Source organism: Flagellimonas sp. (genome assembly GCF_965222555.1).
Lineage (GTDB): Bacteria > Bacteroidota > Bacteroidia > Flavobacteriales > Flavobacteriaceae > Flagellimonas.
This window is the reverse complement of the sequence record NZ_CBDCUG010000005.1, coordinates 2,096,022-2,113,264: the sequence shown is the minus strand read 5'-3', so window position 1 is coordinate 2,113,264 and position 17,243 is coordinate 2,096,022. Positions and strand designations below refer to the sequence as shown.

Genomic DNA, 17,243 nt, shown 5'->3' with positions numbered 1-17,243 from the left:
TTGCGTTCATTCCAATTCGCTGATCAATGCATTTTTTCTCTTCCAGTTTTAAACTCGGTATTTTAGGTGGTGGACAATTGGGCAAAATGTTGCTTTATGAAACCCGAAAATGGGACATCTACACCAAGATTATGGATGCTTCGGATGAAGCTCCTTGCAAAATAGCATGCAACAAATTTGTAAAGGGTAGTTTATTGGATTTTGATGCCGTCTACAATTTTGGAAAGGATGTAGATGTTTTGACCATTGAAATTGAAAATGTAAACGTGGATGCCTTGGAAAAACTGGAACACGAAGGTGTAAAGGTTTATCCTCCCACAAAAACACTGCGGACCATTCAGAACAAAGCAACCCAGAAGTTGTTTTATACCGATAATGAAATCCCCACTTCCCCATTTACACGATTCGCCTATACTTCAGAAATTGAAGATAGTATTTCAAATGGCGGGTTAAAATTCCCATTTGTCTGGAAAAGTGCCCAATTTGGATATGATGGCCAAGGGGTTAAGGTCGTTCGGAAAATAGAGGATCTGGAAGGACTGCCTAATGTGGAATGTATTGCAGAGAACATGGTCAATTTTAAAAATGAATTGGCAGTGATTGTGGTTCGAAATACGCAAGGAGAAGTAAAAACATATCCTGTCGTAGAGATGGAGTTTCATCCCGAAGCCAATCAGGTCGAATATGTCATCTGCCCTGCACGTGTTGAAACATCTGTTTCACAAAAGGCCATGGAAGTTGCCTTAAAAGTCTCTGAACATTTAGCACATGTTGGATTACTTGCTGTGGAGCTGTTCCAAACCCAAGATGATGAGATTTTGGTGAATGAAGTGGCACCAAGACCCCATAACAGTGGCCACTATAGCATAGAGGCCAGTTACACCAATCAATTTGAGCAACATATTAGAGCAATTCTTGGATTACCTTTAGGTAAAACAGATAGCAAAGTGGCCGGGGTTATGGTTAATTTAGTAGGCGCTGAAGGACATAAAGGCGATGTGGTTTACCAAAATATGGAATCCATTTTGGAAATGGATGGGGTAACACCGCACATCTATGGCAAGAAAGAGACGCGTCCTTTTCGTAAAATGGGCCATGTTACCATTGTGGACAAGGATATGAAGAAAGCCAGGGAGATAGCACAACAAGTAAAAGAGACGATTAAAGTAATAAGCAAATAAGTCATGAGTAAAGTAGCCGTAATCATGGGAAGTACTAGCGACCTCCCAGTTATGCAGGACGCAGTGGATATCTTAAAGGGATTTGATATAGAAGTTGACGTGGACATTGTTTCAGCCCACAGAACTCCTGAAAAATTATTCGATTTTGGTAAAAACGCCCATAAAAATGGCTATGCCGTGATTATTGCGGGCGCTGGCGGCGCTGCCCACCTTCCCGGAATGGTGGCATCCCTGTCCCCTTTACCGGTGATTGGAGTACCTGTAAAAAGCAGTAATTCCATAGATGGCTGGGATTCAATTCTATCCATTCTTCAGATGCCAGGTGGTGTCCCTGTAGCCACAGTAGCCCTAGATGGAGCCAAAAATGCCGGAATATTGGCAGCCCAGATCATAGGAAGTGCCGATAAATGTGTTTTGGACAAAATTGAAGTCTACAAACAGGGGCTTAAAGAAAAGGTCATAAAAGGTGCCGAAGAAGTAAAGAAGAAACATTAAGCAGAAAAATGTATGCTGAACTACAATGAGATGGGCATTCTAATGGGCTTGTTTGCCCTAATGCTGATTTTTTTAGTTCAAAAAAAAGTAAAGGGCAAATTCCTAAAGACCATTTGGAAATGTTCGCTGTTATTTTTCATTCTCTATACCTCAATCTTGATTTTTGTGGAAATCCGTTGGTACTTTATCAGTGAACATGCCAAGAGTTTTGATCTCAATCAGAATGGTTTTGTTGATTTGGACGAATACAACGAAGAAGCCATAAATGCTCTAAACCGAGTAACCCAGGACACTGCTAAAAATTTTGCCTTTATAACAGTGGGAATGTTATCACTGGCAGTATCATTTTCATTTCTGCTGGTAGAATTCCTAATGGCTCGTTTTAAAATAAAAAAAATACAATCAGATGCACAATCCCCTTCTTAAATCTTTTGACAAGGCTCCCTTTGAGCAAATCAAAAATGAACATTTTAAACCCGCTTTTTTAGAGGCCATTGAAAATGCCAGAAAAGAAATTGACAACATAGCCAAAAGCAAAGAAGCAGCTACGTTTGAAAACACTTTGGAAACTTTGGATTTCTCAGGGCGGCAATTGGATCGCATTTCGAGTGTTTTCTTCAACCTGAACTCTGCAGAGACCAATGAGGAAATCCAAAAAATAGCCCAAGAAGTTTCGCCTTTATTGTCTGAATTCAGCAACGATATTACCTTGAATGAAGGACTTTTTCAAAGGATAAAATCAGTTTATGACCAAAGGGATAAGTTAGATTTAACACCAGAGCAATACACCTTGCTGGAAAAGAAATACAAAAGTTTTAGTCGAAATGGCGCCAATTTAAACGACGATGATAAAAAACGCCTCCGGGAAATTGATGCTGAGCTTGCAAAGCTAAAACTTAAATTCGGGGAAAATGTATTGGCTGAGACCAATGCATATGAGTTATTGTTGACCAATGAGGAAGATTTAGACGGATTACCTGAAGGGGCAAAAGAAGCTGCAGTACAATTAGCGAAATCCAAGGACAAAGAAGGATGGTTAATTACTTTGGACTACCCAAGCTACATTCCCTTTATGAAATATGCCAAAAACAGGGAGCTACGAAAGCAGTTGTCCTTAGCGTTCGGCAGCAAAGGATTTCATGGCAACGAGTTGGACAACCAAGAAAATGTACTTCAAATTGTTTCACTACGCCATGAGCGGGCCAATCTTTTAGGCTATAAAACCCATGCTGATTTTGTTTTGGAAGAACGTATGGCTGAAACTCCAAAAAAAGTAATTGATTTTCTTGAAGAACTTTTGGAAAAAGCCAAACCTGCTGCTGAAAGAGAGTTTGTAGAATTGGAAGCTTTTGCTAAGGAGCTGGATGGAATTGACCGATTGGAAAAATGGGACAGTGCCTATTATTCAGAAAAATTGAAGCAAAAACTTTTTAATCTGGATGATGAGAAACTCAAACCCTATTTTAAGCTGGAAAATGTAATTGATGGGGTTTTTAAGGTAGCTGAAAAGTTGTTTGGACTTAGCTTTAAAGAGGTTTTTGATGTTGAAAAATACCATGAAGAGGTGAAGATCTTTGAGGTGTATGATGAATCAGGCAATTTTATCTCACTTTTTTATGCCGATTTTCATCCCAGACCGGGCAAACGCGGTGGCGCATGGATGACATCATACAAATCTCAATATCGATTGGACGGGAAAAATAGCCGCCCACATATCTCCAATGTATGCAACTTTACCAAACCAACGGAAACCAAGCCCTCTTTGCTTACTTTTAATGAAGTGACCACTCTTTTCCACGAATTTGGGCATGCGCTTCATGGCATGCTGGCCAATACTACATACCCGGGACTTTCGGGCACCTCCGTATATTGGGATTTTGTGGAATTGCCGAGTCAAGTGATGGAAAATTGGTGCTATGAAAAAGAAGCTCTGGAGCTTTTTGCGTTACACTACGAAACCGGAGAATTGATTCCTATGGAACTGGTTCAGAAAATAAAGGAATCGGCAACCTTTCAAGAAGGAATGGCTACATTGCGCCAATTGAGTTTTGGCTTTTTGGATATGGCTTGGCATGGTAACGACCCTTCAGAAATTAAGGATGTAAAATCCTATGAGACAAAAGCTTTTGAAGGCACCAACCTTTTCCCAGAAACTCCTGAAACATGTATGAGCACCGCCTTTTCACACATTTTTCAAGGGGGTTATTCCTCTGGGTACTACAGTTATAAATGGGCGGAGGTCTTAGATGCGGATGCCTTTGCATATTTTAAAGAAAATGGGATTTTCAACAAAGAAATTGCTGATAAATTCAAAGAACATGTACTTTCCAAAGGTGGTACAGAAAACCCGATGACACTCTATAAACGTTTTAGGGGAGCGGAACCCAAAATTGAGGCTCTTTTGGAAAGGGCTGGACTCATCACTAAATAATCAATATTAAAATCATGATAAAAAAACTTCTTATTGCTACTTTCTTTATTTCAACTTTGAGTGTAAACGCTCAGGAAAGTGTTGTTTTTAAATATGAATTTGCTCCAAACAAAAAGTACATCACCCAAATGACCACAAAGATGAGTGGCTTGATGAATATGAATGGTGATGAAGCCACAATGAACCAAATGGCTAACAGCGGCATGGAATTCCCCATAAAAATGGAGCAAAAAACCAATGCTACCTTAACCAATATTACGGGTAAAATGGATTCCCAAGGTAACATTCCCATGAGCATATCCTACGATAAAATGGAAATGGAAATGTCCATGAACGGGAAAGATGTTTCAACACCAAACGTTTTTGAAGATGTAACGCTATATGGTAAATATTTAGCTGGTTCCAAAATGCAAATTGATTCCATTTCGGGAAATGATATCGACCAAAATATGAAAAGTGTTTTGGAGAGCGCCCTTGAACAGGTGCAAAAACAAATCCATTTTCCAGAACACCCCATTGCCATTGGAGATGAGTTTGAAAACGAAATTCCCATGAGTTTTCCCATGGGCAATATGGCACCTATGGAAATGATAATCAAAACAACCTATAATCTTCAGCAGATTGAAAATGAAATTGCTTTTTTCAACATTGATCAATCCATTGAACTGGAAAGCCAACAACCAAGCATGACCATTAAAGCTGAGGGAGCAGGGTCCGGAAAGATGCTGTACAACATAACCAATAATTACATGTCCAAGTACGAAACAAAACTCCCTATGAAAATGTTGATGCAAATGGGAGATGTCATGAGCATGGAAATGGATATGAACACGGATACTGTATTGACCATTTCAATGGAATAAGCCCTTGACAGAAAATCAATCACAATTCTTAAGAATATGCCAATTTATCTTTTCATGAACTTTTCGTGATACTTTTTAAAGTCGTTTGTAATGGACAAAGCATGAAATCATTAACTAAAATCCATTACATTTGATACTTCTTGGAAAAAATATGGCGGCACACGAACTTCATCCTGAAACTTGGGTAGATCAATATGCAGACTACCTTTTCAATTATGCAGTAGCTCGCGTAAGTGATGCGGAAATTGCCAAAGATTTGGTGCAGGAAACCTTTTTCGCAGGCCTTAATTCGGCAAAAAACTATAAAGGGGACGCTGCTGAACGCACATGGCTCATTGCCATCTTAAAACGAAAGGTCATAGACCATTATCGTAAAATCAATTCGAAAAAAGGCAAAGCCGAGGTTAGGGTCAACTATAGTGCCAATACAGATTCTGAGGGAGATTGGTTGGAAGAACAGGTGGCAGATCCTTTTAGCAAGGATGGTGACAACTCCATTGAAAATGAAGAACTGGGGCTGGCCATACAGGAATGTATCTCAAAATTGCCCAAAAAACAGTCCTTGGTTTTTAACATGAAAACCATACAGGGAATGAGTACTGAGGATATTTGTAATGAATTGGGAATTAATCCGTCCAACCTGTGGGTGATGATCCACAGGGCAAGAACTGCCCTTATGGGGTGTTTAAATCAAAATTGGTTTTAACTATGAAGATTTCATGTGAGGAAGCAGCACATATTTGCAATAAATCACAATATAAAGAAGCTAGTTTTTGGCAAATTACAAAGCTTAAATTGCACATTCTTATGTGCAAGACTTGTGCTAAATTCACAAAACAAAATACTGCGTTAACGTCACTTTGTGAGCGTGCTGGCCTTAATGTCCTTTCTGAAAGCGATAAGGAGGCCATGAAAAAGGACTTGGAAAAACACCTTTAGAAAAGATTTCTCAACACCCAAAAAATCCCAAAACACAATATAGGGATTCCCTCTACCCAAAACGAAGCAAAATATCTGCGCTGCATCCTACCCTTTTGCAGAAACACAATGATCAATAAACTGCTGATCAACAATCGCATCAAAATTTCCATTCCTATCAAGTTATCTTTAAGAAAAGTGAGAACAAAAAACACAATTGTTAAAGCAATGCCCAACATTCTTGTTTTATAGATTCCAAAAACCTGGGGAAGTGTTTTTATCTGTGGATCATCCCATTGCAAATCCCTGATCTCAAAAGGCAAAATCAATGCAACAACCAAAATAAACCGCTGTAGGAACGATATTTTCAAATCCCAGTTGATATCGAGGTCATTATCTAGAATAGGCAACAATACAGTAAAGCCCACCCACACCAGAGCCACAATATAAATCTTGAACCCTCCAAGGTTTCTAAGGTTTTTGGCCTTGGGTAAAAATGGAATGGCATATAGCGTGGAAATCAACCCCAGACATAGTACAGCAATCCATATTTTTTTGTCCAGGTTAATCAAAAAATAAATGGCCAACACAAAACAGAAAAAACTAAAAAACTGTATGTTTTTGTGGTACGTACTGGCAACAACCAGGTATTTTTTTGCTTCAACTCCGTATTTCACAAAGTTGTAGCACACTATCGTGCTAAAAAAAACAAAGCCAAAAAGAAAAAAATTGAATGGGACTTCCAAAAAAAGAGAAGTTATCCCAAGTAGTGCCAACACCGATAAAGCCACATGTACACTGGCGTTCAAATAAAAATTGAATATAAAATCAAGTGTTCGCATCCACTGAATTCACTTTCCAGAACCAAAAGGTTAATTTGTGGTTAACAACTTTGGTTCGCTGCAATTCAAAATTGCCCATTTTCATCGAATTTATCCCTAATTTTGTGCACTTTATTGGACAAAATATGAATACAGATGTGTTTGCCTCACGGCATATTGGTATTACCGAAAAAGATTTCCAGCGTATGTACGAAATCGTTGGAGTCGAAAACATGGAGCAATTGATCTATGAAACCATTCCGGATGATATTAGATTAAAAGAACCCTTACAATTGCCACAGGGCATTAGCGAGCATGAATTTCTTACCCATGTTCAGCAATTATCCGAAAAAAACAAGGTTTTCAAAACCTATATAGGATTAGGGTACCATGAATGTTTAACCCCTTCTGTAATCAAAAGAAACATTCTTGAAAACCCAGGTTGGTATACAGCCTACACTCCGTATCAAGCAGAAATAGCGCAAGGTCGATTGGAGGCTTTGTTAAACTTCCAGACCATGGTTTCTGATTTAACCGGAATGGAACTGGCCAACGCCTCTCTTTTGGATGAAAGCACAGCGGCCGCAGAAGCTATGGCCATGTTGTTCGATGTGCGTTCCAGACAACAAAAGAAAGCTGGAACCGTCAAGTTTTTTGTTTCTGAAGAAATTCTTCCCCAAACCTTGAGCTTACTGCAAACCCGTTCTGTGCCAATAGGTGTAGAATTGGTTGTTGGCAACCACGAGGAGTTTGATTTCTCAGCCGATTTTTATGGAGCACTATTGCAGTACCCTGGAAAACATGGACAAGTGCATGATTATGCAGATTTTGTTCAAAAAGCAAAGGCAAATGATATTAAAGTGGCCGTTGCTGCCGATATTTTAAGCTTGGTTTTGCTTACCCCTCCAGGGGAATGGGGTGTTGATGTGGTAGTGGGAACCACACAACGTTTTGGTATTCCTTTGGGATACGGTGGACCTCATGCTGCTTTTTTTGCCACAAAAGAAGAATACAAAAGAAGTATTCCAGGTAGAATCATAGGTGTGACCAAAGATACAGATGGCAACCCGGCTTTGCGAATGGCATTGCAAACCAGAGAACAACATATAAAAAGGGATAAGGCTACCTCCAACATCTGTACAGCACAAGTTTTATTGGCGGTGATGGCAGGAATGTATGCTGTTTACCACGGTCCAAATGGGCTAAAATATATTGCCCACAAAGTTCATGACCATACTAAGCTTTTAGCACAAAGCCTCAAGGCTTTCGGTTTTGAGCAATTGAACACATCATTTTTTGATACCATAAAAGTTCAGGTCAAGAACGCTGAAAAATTAAGAGAGGTTACGGAAAGTAAGGACATAAACCTGAATTATATCGATTCCGAAACAGTTTCCATCTCATTAAATGAAGCTATCTCGGAGAGCGACATTAAACTTTTGCTTTCCTGTTTTACTGAATCCCATGGCATCAAAAATAATGTATCCCAATCCTCTGAGGTCGAAGAAGTAATTCTTCATGGTTTAAAACGTCAAGTTCCATTTTTGGAACACGAAGTATTCAATAGCTATCATTCCGAAACTGAGTTGATGCGTTACATCAAAAAATTGGAACGCAAAGATTTGGCACTTAACCACTCCATGATTTCATTGGGAAGTTGTACCATGAAATTGAATGCTGCTTCGGAAATGCTTCCGTTGAGCTGGGCAAATTGGGGAAATATCCACCCTTTTGTTCCTCTGGACCAAGCAGAAGGTTATCAGATAATGTTAAAAGAACTGGAATCACAGCTCAATGTCATCACTGGGTTCGCAGCTACCTCCTTACAACCTAATTCAGGTGCCCAAGGTGAATATGCCGGACTAATGACAATTCGGGCTTACCATGAATCTAGAGGGGAAGGCCACAGAAACATCTGTATCATCCCGGCATCTGCACATGGTACCAATCCGGCTTCAGCCGTTATGGCGGGAATGAAGGTTGTGGTTACCAAAACCGACGAAAAAGGAAACATTGATGTTTCCGATTTGGAAGAAAAAGTAAAGTTGCATGCTGAAAACTTGGCTGCGCTTATGGTTACCTATCCTTCCACCCATGGTGTATATGAGTCTTCCATAAAGCACATCACCAAACTAATCCATGAAAATGGCGGTCAGGTATACATGGATGGAGCCAATATGAACGCCCAGGTCGGATTGACCAACCCTGCAACCATTGGTGCCGATGTTTGCCACCTTAATTTGCATAAAACCTTTGCCATTCCGCATGGTGGTGGTGGACCAGGAGTTGGCCCTATCTGTGTTGCTGAGCAATTGAAACCGTTTCTTCCATCAAATCCAGTGGTGGAAACAGGTGGAGAAAAAGCGATTACGGCCATATCAGCCGCTCCTTGGGGAAGTGCCTTGGTCTGCTTAATTTCCTATGGATATATTAAAATGCTGGGAGCTGAAGGGCTTACCGACTCTACCAAAGCCGCTATTTTAAACGCCAATTACATCAAAGATAAATTGAAAGGTAAGTTTGATGTGCTCTACTCTGGTGAACAAGGAAGAGCAGCACATGAAATGATTATTGACTGTAGACCGTTTAAAGCGCATGGTATTGAAGTAACCGATATTGCCAAACGTTTAATGGACTACGGATTCCATGCCCCTACCGTATCCTTTCCAGTGGCAGGAACCATTATGGTTGAACCTACGGAAAGTGAAAGTTTGGCCGAATTGGATAGGTTTTGTGATGCTTTGGACTCCATTCGTGAAGAAATTGATGAAGCCAGCGCAGAAAACCCGAATAACGTGCTAAAAAATGCACCCCATACTTTGGAAATGGTGACCAACGATACTTGGGAGTACCCATATAGCAGGCAAAAAGCTGCATTTCCATTGCCCTATGTTTCTGAAAATAAGTTTTGGCCTACGATCAGAAGAACAGATGAGGCCTTTGGGGATCGTAATTTAATTTGTACCTGCACCCCTATTGAAGCTTATGCCGAGGTATAGCCAAATAACATAAACACTGAAAAAAAGCCTTGGTCTGCAATGCGTTCCAAGGTTTTTTTTTAAATCAATCCAATAAAGGGGCTGCTTGGACATCGTATGTTATTTTATACGTTTACAATCCCTTAACCATTTCATAACTATCTTACTAAATCAAAACCTCAACATGAAAATTGGCATTACAGGTACCGGAAGTTATATTCCATCGATTATTACAAAAAATGAGGATTTTTTGGAACATGAGTTTCTAGAGACCGATGGGTCATCTTTTGCTTATGATAATGCCGTGATTATTGAAAAATTTAAGGCCATTACCGGAATTGCGGAAAGACGATATGCAAAACCGGACCTAAAAACTTCAGATCTTGGTTATCTGGCGGCAGAAAAAGCCATTGAAGATGCCAAAATTGATAAAGAAGAGCTGGACTATATCATTTTTGCACATAATTTCGGTGACGTTTCACATGGTAAAATCCAGGGAGATACACTGCCAAGCCTTGCCACACGTGTTAAACACTTACTAAAAATTAAAAATCCGAAGTGTGTAGCCTATGACATGCTTTTTGGTTGCCCAGGTTGGATAGAAGGAGTTATCCAAGCCAATGCATTCATTAAAAGTGGATTGGCCAAAAAATGTCTGGTGATAGGCGGGGAGACACTTTCAAGGGTTGTTGATCAGCACGATCGGGACAGTATGATTTATTCGGATGGTGCAGGTGCCGCAATTATTGAAGCTAATCCCAATTCAGGAGAAATTCTCGGCCACGCCTCCGTAACACACGCAAATGGAGAAGCTTATCATTTGTTTTTCGACAAAACCTATAAAGCGGATGGGTGCCCGGATACTCGGTACATTAAAATGCATGGGCGTAAAATCTATGAATTTGCCTGTACTTATGTACCCCAAGCAATGGCTTCCTGTTTAAATGACAGTGGGGTTGATATTAGTGCCGTGAAAAAGATATTTATCCATCAGGCCAATGAAAAAATGGATGAGGCTATCATTAAACGGTTTTACAGACTTTATGGCACAAAAGTTCCTGAAGATATTATGCCCATGAGCATCCATAAACTGGGCAATAGTTCCGTGGCCACTATTCCTACACTTTTCGATCTGGTTAGAAAAGGTGAATTGGAAAATCATCATGTACAAAAAGGAGATGTTGTTATCTTTGCAAGTGTTGGTGCTGGAATGAACATCAATGCCATTGTATACCGATATTAAATGTACGAGAACAACTTTCCCAATAAACGATACAAGCATACCCTAGAATTTTTACAAAAGCACATCAATACCTCGGAGTCTATTTTAGATCTAGGTGTGGAGAATCCTTTTTCAGAAATCATGAAATCCAAAGGGTATGATGTTAAAAATACTGGTGGAGAAGATTTGGACGTAGATTTTAGCACAGTGTCCAATGTTAACGCAAATGTCGTTACGGCTTTTGAAATTTTTGAGCATTTGGTAGCTCCGTATAACGTATTGAAGGAAATAAAAGCGAACAAATTGGTGGCAAGTATACCAATGCGCTTGTGGTTTTCATCGGCCTACAGGAGCAAGACCGACCCTTGGGACCGTCATTACCACGAATTTGAAGATTGGCAGTTTGATTGGCTCTTGGAAAAAGCAGGTTGGACCATTAAAGATTCCGCTAAATGGACCAATCCCACCAAAAAAATTGGCATACGCCCTTTTCTTCGTCTTTTTACCAATCGGTACTACATTGTTTATGCCGAAAGAAGCTCCAAATTCCAAATAACAAGAAATCATAATTGGAATTTGTAATTTGCCTTTTGGAATTTTTGTGAATGAATATTAGCATCATCGTCCCGGCACATAACGAAGCGGCTTTTCTAAAAGAATGTCTCGATTCTTTCGTTTCCCAAACCCGCACTCCAGATGAAGTTATAATTGTAGACGACAATTCAAGTGATGACACCTTTAAAATTGCTTCGGATTATGCCCAAAAGTTTAATTGGATAAAAGTTGTTCAACGAAAATCTGTGGATGAGCATATCCCCGGAAAAAAAGTGGTGGATACTTTTAATTTTGGTTTAAAACATACTTCCAGTCCTAACTTAATTGGCAAATTTGATGCGGACATCATTCTCCCTTCAAATTATTTTGAGAGCGTTCTAAACCATTTTCAATCCAATTGGAAATTGGGTATGTGCTCCGGATTACTCCATATCAAAAAAGGAGCGAACTGGGTTTATGAAAGTATTGCGGATAAAAATCATATCAGGGGACCCATAAAATTATACCACAAAGCCTGTTTTGATAAAATTGGAGGGCTCCGCCCTGGTGTAGGATGGGATACTGTGGATATGCTCCTTGCTAAATACCATGATTTTGACACCTTGACCGATTCCTCCCTCCAGGTGAAACATCTGCGCCCCACAGGTCATGGGTATAGCTCCCAAAACTACCAAGCCAAGGGTGAAGCGCTTTACAAAATGCGCTATGGTATAGTCCTTACCAAAATAGCAGCATTAAAAATGGCATGGCAAGCCAAAAGCCCAATACTTTATGTTCAAATGATTCTTGGTTATTTAAAAGCAGTAGTAAGTCAAAAACCACGGTTTGTAACATCCAAAGAAGGTGTTTTTATTAGAAAGTACAGATGGAAAGGCATTAAACAAAAACTGTAGTCAATATCTTTAAGCCAACATAAAATCACAATGAACATGGCTCCAAAAAAAATACTCCTGACCAGAATTTTTCCAAGTTTAGCCATCCGTTTATTGGAAGATGCTGGTTTTGAAGTAACATCATGGGACAAAGAACATCCTATGCCCTATGATCAAATGATTTCGGTTGCCAAAAGCTGTGATGCTCTTTTCTGCACCTTAACCGATAAAATTGATCGTAATTTTTTGAATGCTTGCTCCCATTTGGACATCATTACCCAATTTGCTGTGGGTTATGACAATATTGATATTGAAGAAGCAACAAAATTGAAAATTCCTATTGGATATGCACCTAACGCTATGAACGAGGCCACCGCCGACATTGCATTTGGACTGATGATTGCCACCGCTCGAAAGATGTTCTTTATGAACCAAAAAATAAAGAACGGTAAGTGGGGTTATTTTGATCCTGTTGGACATTTAGGACTGGAGCTAAAAGGTAAAACGCTAGGTATCTTGGGCTTGGGGAGAATTGGGATGGTCATGGCTCAACGATGTAAAGGTGCTTATGATATGGAAATTATATATCATAACAGGAGTGCCAATCCAAAGGCTGAAAAGGAAATGAGAGCCAAAAGGGTGGATTTTGACACATTGATATCCCAGAGCGATGTAATTTCTGTGCATTGTGCCCTTACTCCAGAAACCCAAGGTATGTTCAATACATCAGTTTTTGAGAAAATGAAGCCTACGGCCTTGTTTATAAATACTGCCCGTGGAGCCATTCATAATGAAGAAGATTTAATAGATGCCCTCAATAATGGCACTATTTGGGGGGCTGGCTTGGATGTAACCAATCCAGAACCCATGAAACCGGACAATCCTCTTCTGGAAATGGAGAATGTATGTGTACTCCCCCATATTGGCTCCGCCACTATAACCGCTCGTAACGAAATGGCAAGAATGGGCGCTACCAACATCATCAGTTTTTATAAGCATGGTAAAGTCCCTTATATTGTAAATCCTGAGGGGCTATAAAAAGCTTCTTTTGTAGCTACCCTCCCTAAATTACTTTACTGGAAAGTACTATTGGCATTCCATCTTGCTCCAATGCTTATGGATTAGCTTTTTCATTCTCTTTTTCCAATACGCTTAACATTTCATCCTATAGGATGTCATCCGTCAATCCAAACCCGGTATCCGTCAATTTCCATGTCTTTTTCCTTAAAAAAAGTAAGATTTTACCACTTAAATGTAAAATGTGTTAACCTCAATATATCGACCTCTCAAACCTAGTAATTCAAAAAACAGATTATATGAAAATTTTGAGAAGTCACAGGCTATTCACCCTCTTACTGGTACTATCTATCTATTCTTGCCAAAAAGAACATAATTCTACCTTGGAACAAGGTAGTCAAGAAGAAAAAGATGATGTCAAACCCGTCGTTTTAGGAAAAGAACTTGACATTCCCTATACGACAGCAAATATGCAAACAGCATTTGATAATCTTACACTCAACCTTAAAAGCAACTCAAAAAAAAGCAAATTGGCCAAGACTTTTAAAACAGATAATGAAATTGAAGTGGTGCCCTCCCATTATTATTATCGGTTTTTGCCCAAAGATAGTCTAGAGCATGACCTCGTTATAAAAGATACCGTACTGCAGGTCTCCAATGTACCGTTACATTATGAGATTGAAGAAGAAGGGGATTTTTACAAGGACCCAGAACTGGAAGCTGACAATCCCTATTCCTATCTCTATGCAGTTGTTCCTTATGATTATCCTATTCCGGAACAGGTACAAAATGAACGACTGGAAAACTTTTATTTTGCCCCAGAGGACAACAAAGATGAATTACAAGAAGGGGAAATTGCCGTAAAACAGCCCGTGAACAAGACCACCAAGGACATTCTTACCGTTGACAACAGTGGGGAAGTATTTGAATACTTGGAGCTCGAGGCCCTTAAACTAACCAACAACTTGGACGAAGATGAGTTGGCCATACTAAAATTTTACCTACCTAACGATACCACGGGAACCCTGTACAGCTATACCCAAGCCCAAGAAATAGGCTACCAACAAAAAGACCTGATCATAGACCTCATCTCTGTAGAGGCCCTATTGGAACAAGAGGAAACAGCCAGACGCCGCAGATGGAGCCCTGATGGATATATTACCGTACAAGAGGATGCCGTTGACAAAACCGTGGGCGTTGCGGGCGCAGAGGTTAAAGTACGCAAATGGGGGTTGGTAGTGATACGCAGGGCCAGAACCAATGCCAATGGTTACTTTAGAACCAGTAGCACCAAGACCAAAAAGGTAAAATATGCGGTGTACTTTAACAACCCAGGCAATTTTGTAGTGAAAGCAGGTACCATTTATTACAATGCCAGACACCGGGGAACCCGCAAATATAAAAAGAAACCATGGAAACAGCATTTTTCTTGGGGCAGGGGCAAATTCTATGCTCTGGTACATAATGCTGCTTATGATTATTATACAAGGGCAGTGCCCCGTTATGGGTTAAAAAGACCAAGGTTTTGCAGTATAAGTGCCAAATACAATAGGGATGTACATTCTGAACACCGGCCTGCAGTCAACATTTTTTCTTCTGATATACGTGTAACCAGAATACGCCATAACAGTTATAGAGGCAGTGATGGGGTCTATGCCACAACGGTACACGAACTTACACATGCAGGGCATAGAGAGCTGGATCCCGGTATCTTTTCCATTGTGGCCCGCAGTTGTAAAAGAGACATACTTATGGAAAGTTGGGCCGAGGGTGTAGAGACCATTCTTACCAATGATAGATACTCCAGGTTGTCCAGCAGTTACTTTAGACCTGAAAATGACAATATTGGATGGAATTATCGCAAACAAAGAAAAACAGTATCCGAGATGACAGAATATACTCCGATTGTAGCTGATTTGATTGATAACCTCAATCAAAATAAAGCTTTCTCAACTATCTATCCAATAGATAGGGTTCAGAATTATCGGCTTAATCAAATTCAAAATGCCTTAAATGGATGCAGAACATTTGATTGTTGGGAGCGAAGCCTAAGAAATTACTATTATAATCCTAGTGAAAATAATTTAAGTGAACTTTTTGATTATCTACAGGCCGTATTAACCAATAACAACCCAGAAAGATGCAATTAAAATTTTTTATGATTTTGTTAATTATGTTTATCATTTGTTCATGTACTGATGAATCCGCTCAACATGATTTTTCCATAAGTATCAGCAACAATACAAACATATCATTGGAAATAAGATGTTTTAGCGAACATAAATTACAATTACAAAAAATTATAAATCAAGGTGATACCTTTAAAATATGCGAATATTCTTCAGAATCTTTTTATGGCATGGCCGGATGCAAACTGGATTCCATGGTAGTGGATTTAAACAATTCAAAAGGATACATTGATATTCGTCTAGACAATAATCAAAATACATATCGCTTTTTAAATGGAAAATCCATATTCATTCAGGGAATGGGTTTTCAAAATAATGGCAATAACTATGAGTTTTTAATTACTCAGCAAGATTATGAAAACGCCCATGAACTGCCAGATTAAAAAATGCAAAAAAAAGTTTCTTTTATCAGTCTTGTGTCATCTATCTTTTCAGCCTGTACAGGTGAACCTGATTTGCACAATTTTGACGTAAGCATTAAAAATGCCACCAATGCTTCTTTAACACTTCTAGCATTCAATAAAAATGAGTTTCTTTTTCAAGATAACTTAAACAATGATGAGAACAGTCAATCTTGTATTTATTCTGATGAAAACTTTAGAGGGTACTATCCAAACTTTTGCAATGTTGATTCAATGGTTATAAAATTTAGCACTAATAGGGGGTACATTTCAACGAGTTCTACTTTTGACGATTTTTCTTTTTCCAACAAAAGAAATCCTCTTTTACCAAATGGAGGTTTTGAAAATATCAATGACACTTATGAATTTCTTGTGACTCAAGAAGACTATGAAAACGCTCATGAGTTGCCAGAATAAGCATTTAAAATGGGTGCAAAGGAACTTTTTCCAACCCTATTGTTAGGGTTGGTGCTTTTTCAAACGGTGATGGTCCACACGGATGGAAAGAACGGTTAAAAAGTCAACACTATAATAGAACAGAAAGATTTATAGATGAATTGTTTGGTGTTTATATGTACAATAATTGCAGATAAATGAACAAATATATAATTACAGCCATATTTCTTATACTCTATTCTTGTGGTAGCGGTATAGAATATGATGGCCCCAACTCACGTACATACACCTATATTTTAAAAAACAATACGGACATTGATTTGCTAATTACAAGTGACTTTGGGCGTATGGAGCTAATCCCTGTAGGGGACATATTTCAATGTAAGGTTATTGTAGAAGATGGATACAGTGGTGGACTTTGTTCTTTAGAACTTGAGATTCGGATTCCAAATACTAAAAAAGGATATCGATGCCACGGATTAGCATCTAATATAGAAGGATTGTGCTTTGCTGAAGATTATAAAATATTTACTATATCCGCAGGTACTATTTTCACAGAAATAGCTCCAAGAACATACCAATACGTATTGACCCCTAATCTTTTAGAAAATGTTTTCGAGCTACCAGACTAAGAGTTATACAGAATAGTAGTCACAACACTAATGCCATCAAAGTATACTTACAATGCAAGACTAGATCCCGGTATATTTTCCATTGTAGCCAGAAGCTGTAAAAGGGACATACCTATGGAAAGTTGGGCAGAGGGTGTGGAGACCACTCTTACCAATGACAGATATTCCAAGGGTGGATTTTGAGTTTTCTTTTGGAATTAAACTTTATTTGTTAATTGCAAAAAAACGTTCCATTTAAGGATACTTCCCCGTAAAACCAATCCCATTAAGAG

Annotated in this window: 18 protein-coding genes; 17 read left to right on the top strand and 1 reads right to left on the bottom strand. The window is 39.1% G+C overall.

The annotated features are described in order from the left end of the window. Positions 1–26: 26 nt before the first annotated feature. The 7 genes from ACOQO1_RS17830 to ACOQO1_RS17800 all read left to right on the top strand — a co-directional run bounded on the left by ACOQO1_RS17830 (position 27) and on the right by ACOQO1_RS17800 (position 5,909). Positions 27–1,181, top strand: coding sequence for a 5-(carboxyamino)imidazole ribonucleotide synthase (locus tag ACOQO1_RS17830; RefSeq protein WP_420604230.1), 1,155 nt, complete (start codon positions 27–29; stop codon positions 1,179–1,181). Between the two features lie 3 nt (positions 1,182–1,184). After that, positions 1,185–1,676, top strand: a complete 492-nt coding sequence (gene purE / locus ACOQO1_RS17825; RefSeq protein WP_420604229.1) for a 5-(carboxyamino)imidazole ribonucleotide mutase — start codon at positions 1,185–1,187, stop codon at positions 1,674–1,676. A 12-nt stretch (positions 1,677–1,688) separates the two neighbouring features. Beyond that, on the top strand, positions 1,689–2,102 hold the full coding sequence (locus ACOQO1_RS17820; protein WP_420604228.1) for a hypothetical protein: 414 nt from the start codon (positions 1,689–1,691) through the stop codon (positions 2,100–2,102). Then, positions 2,083–4,107 (top strand): M3 family metallopeptidase, encoded by a 2,025-nt coding sequence (locus tag ACOQO1_RS17815; RefSeq protein WP_420604227.1) that lies wholly within the window; start codon positions 2,083–2,085, stop codon positions 4,105–4,107. The genes ACOQO1_RS17820 and ACOQO1_RS17815 overlap by 20 nt, the downstream gene beginning before the upstream one ends. A gap of 14 nt (positions 4,108–4,121) precedes the next feature. Next, positions 4,122–4,970, top strand: coding sequence for a hypothetical protein (locus ACOQO1_RS17810; RefSeq protein ID WP_420604226.1), 849 nt, complete (start codon positions 4,122–4,124; stop codon positions 4,968–4,970). A 151-nt stretch (positions 4,971–5,121) separates the two neighbouring features. Beyond that, a complete protein-coding gene (locus ACOQO1_RS17805; protein ID WP_420604350.1) occupies positions 5,122–5,676 on the top strand; it encodes a sigma-70 family RNA polymerase sigma factor in 555 nt (184 codons plus the stop codon). A gap of 2 nt (positions 5,677–5,678) precedes the next feature. Continuing rightward, entirely contained in the window at positions 5,679–5,909 is a 231-nt protein-coding gene (locus ACOQO1_RS17800; RefSeq protein WP_420604225.1) for a hypothetical protein, read from the top strand. On the opposite strand, the gene ACOQO1_RS17795 is transcribed toward ACOQO1_RS17800, so the two are convergent. Continuing rightward, a complete protein-coding gene (locus tag ACOQO1_RS17795; protein ID WP_420604224.1) occupies positions 5,906–6,730 on the bottom strand; it encodes a hypothetical protein in 825 nt (274 codons plus the stop codon). The genes ACOQO1_RS17800 and ACOQO1_RS17795 overlap by 4 nt on opposite strands. A 125-nt stretch (positions 6,731–6,855) precedes the next feature. Between ACOQO1_RS17795 and gcvP the strand changes: the two genes are divergently transcribed. The 10 genes from gcvP to ACOQO1_RS17745 all read left to right on the top strand — a co-directional run bounded on the left by gcvP (position 6,856) and on the right by ACOQO1_RS17745 (position 17,154). Beyond that, complete coding sequence (gene gcvP / locus ACOQO1_RS17790) at positions 6,856–9,708, top strand: aminomethyl-transferring glycine dehydrogenase (RefSeq protein WP_420604223.1); 2,853 nt, start codon at positions 6,856–6,858, stop codon at positions 9,706–9,708. A gap of 163 nt (positions 9,709–9,871) precedes the next feature. After that, a complete protein-coding gene (locus tag ACOQO1_RS17785; RefSeq protein WP_420604222.1) occupies positions 9,872–10,930 on the top strand; it encodes a 3-oxoacyl-ACP synthase III family protein in 1,059 nt (352 codons plus the stop codon). After that, positions 10,931–11,491 carry a methyltransferase gene (locus ACOQO1_RS17780; RefSeq protein WP_420604221.1) on the top strand — a complete coding sequence of 187 codons (561 nt, stop codon included), beginning with the start codon at positions 10,931–10,933 and terminating at the stop codon, positions 11,489–11,491. A 23-nt stretch (positions 11,492–11,514) separates the two neighbouring features. Then, entirely contained in the window at positions 11,515–12,357 is an 843-nt protein-coding gene (locus tag ACOQO1_RS17775) for a glycosyltransferase (RefSeq protein ID WP_420604220.1), read from the top strand. A gap of 36 nt (positions 12,358–12,393) precedes the next feature. Continuing rightward, positions 12,394–13,374 carry a 2-hydroxyacid dehydrogenase gene (locus tag ACOQO1_RS17770; protein WP_420604219.1) on the top strand — a complete coding sequence of 327 codons (981 nt, stop codon included), beginning with the start codon at positions 12,394–12,396 and terminating at the stop codon, positions 13,372–13,374. 278 nt (positions 13,375–13,652) lie between these two features. After that, positions 13,653–15,503, top strand: coding sequence for a hypothetical protein (locus ACOQO1_RS17765; RefSeq protein WP_420604218.1), 1,851 nt, complete (start codon positions 13,653–13,655; stop codon positions 15,501–15,503). Positions 15,504–15,511: 8 nt separating this feature from the next. Next, on the top strand, positions 15,512–15,925 hold the full coding sequence (locus tag ACOQO1_RS17760) for a hypothetical protein (RefSeq protein WP_420604217.1): 414 nt from the start codon (positions 15,512–15,514) through the stop codon (positions 15,923–15,925). Between the two features lie 3 nt (positions 15,926–15,928). Continuing rightward, the gene (locus ACOQO1_RS17755) at positions 15,929–16,360 is read left to right on the top strand and encodes a hypothetical protein (RefSeq protein WP_420604216.1); all 432 of its coding nucleotides are present in this window, start codon (positions 15,929–15,931) and stop codon (positions 16,358–16,360) included. Between the two features lie 176 nt (positions 16,361–16,536). Next, positions 16,537–16,971 carry a hypothetical protein gene (locus ACOQO1_RS17750; RefSeq protein ID WP_420604215.1) on the top strand — a complete coding sequence of 145 codons (435 nt, stop codon included), beginning with the start codon at positions 16,537–16,539 and terminating at the stop codon, positions 16,969–16,971. A 30-nt stretch (positions 16,972–17,001) separates the two neighbouring features. Next, a complete protein-coding gene (locus tag ACOQO1_RS17745; RefSeq protein WP_420604214.1) occupies positions 17,002–17,154 on the top strand; it encodes a hypothetical protein in 153 nt (50 codons plus the stop codon). Positions 17,155–17,243 lie beyond the last annotated feature (89 nt).